At 70.2% G+C, this 1,649-nt stretch carries 1 protein-coding gene; it reads left to right on the top strand.

Annotation, left to right across the window (positions count from 1 at the left end):
* Positions 1-1,649: nitrate- and nitrite sensing domain-containing protein (locus tag GT030_RS30655; RefSeq protein ID WP_161203876.1), on the top strand; the 1,649-nt coding region annotated here is incomplete at both ends.

Genomic DNA, 1,649 nt, shown 5'->3' with positions numbered 1-1,649 from the left:
TCGGTCTGGTCTCCCAGCTCGACGCACTCGGCAAGATCCGCCGGGACGCGTACTCCTCCGAGGGCAACTCGACCCAGACCGTCGAGGCGTACCACCGGCTGATCACCCAGCTCATCGACCTCTCCCAGGACATGGCCGAGGCGTCGAGCAACCCGGAGATGATCCAGCGCACCCGCGCCCTGGCCGCGTTCTCCACGGCCAAGGAGTACGCCTCGGTGCAGCGAGCCGTCATCGCGGCCGCCCTGCCCGCCAGCAACGCCACCAAGGGCGACCTGTCGACCAACGACCGCCTCTACGGCGAGGCCGCGTACGACAGCGAGGGCTCCGAGCTCAACATCTTCCGCAAGGTCTACGCGAGCCAGGGCGCCGAGGAGATCCTCAAGCCCATCGACGAGAACAACCCGACGATCCAGGCGGCCGACCTCTACGCCAAGCGCGTCTTCGAGTCGCGCGACGGCCTGGCGGGACAGCCGGCGCGCTCGTACCTGGACTGGGTGGACGACAGCTCCACCAAGATCCAGCAGATGAAGAAGATCGAGCACGAGCTGCTCGACAGCATGGAGCAGAAGGCCCGCGAGCTGAAGGCGACCTCCGAACAGGAGGCGATCATCTCCGGTGTGCTGATCCTGCTCGTGCTCGGTGTCTCGCTGGTCGGCGCGTTCGTCGTGGCCCAGTCCATGATCCGCTCGCTGCGCCGTCTCCAGGACACCGCCACCAGGGTCGCCCAGGACCGGCTGCCCGAGCTGGTCAAGCAGCTCTCCGAGTCCGACCCGCAGGACGTGGACACGTCCGTGGAGTCGGTCGGTGTGCACTCGCGGGACGAGATCGGCAAGGTGGCCGCGGCCTTCGACGAGGTGCACCACGAGGCGGTCCGACTCGCCGCCGAGCAGGCGCTGCTGCGAGGCAACGTCAACGCGATGTTCACCAACCTCTCGCGCCGCTCCCAGGGTCTGATCCAGCGTCAGCTCTCGCTCATCTCCGAGCTGGAGTCCCGCGAGGCCGACCCCGACCAGCTCTCCTCGCTGTTCAAGCTCGACCACCTCGCGACCCGCATGCGCCGTAACGGCGAGAACCTCCTCGTCCTCGCCGGTGAGGAGCCCGGCCGGCGCTGGACCCGCCCGGTCCCGCTGGTCGACGTGCTCCGCGCCGCCGCCTCCGAGGTGGAGCAGTACGAGCGCATCGAGCTGGCGTCGGTGCCGAGCACCGAGGTCGCCGGCCGCGTCGTCAACGACCTCGTGCACCTCCTCGCCGAGCTGCTGGAGAACGCCACCTCGTTCTCCTCCCCGCAGACCAAGGTCAAGGTCACCGGTCACGCGCTGCCCGACGGCCGCGTGCTGATCGAGATCCACGACACCGGCATCGGCCTCTCCCCCGAGGACCTCGCCGCGATCAACGAGCGCCTCGCCGCGCCGCCCACCGTGGACGTGTCGGTCTCCCGCCGCATGGGTCTGTTCGTGGTCGGCCGTCTGTCGCAGCGCCACGGCATCCGCATCCAGCTCCGCCCGTCCGACTCCGGTGGTACGACCGCGCTGGTCATGCTGCCCGTCGACGTCGCCCAGGGCGGCAAGAAGCCCGCTCCGGGCAAGGCCGGCGCCTCCGGTTCCGGTGGCGGTCCCGCCGCCGCGCAGGCCGCGGCCGGTGCCGCGGCG

Source organism: Streptomyces sp. SID1328 (genome assembly GCF_009865595.1).
Classification (GTDB): Bacteria; Actinomycetota; Actinomycetes; order Streptomycetales; family Streptomycetaceae; genus Streptomyces; species Streptomyces griseoluteus.
The sequence above is the reverse complement of the archived record's forward strand: the minus strand, read 5'-3'. Positions and strand labels throughout refer to the sequence as shown.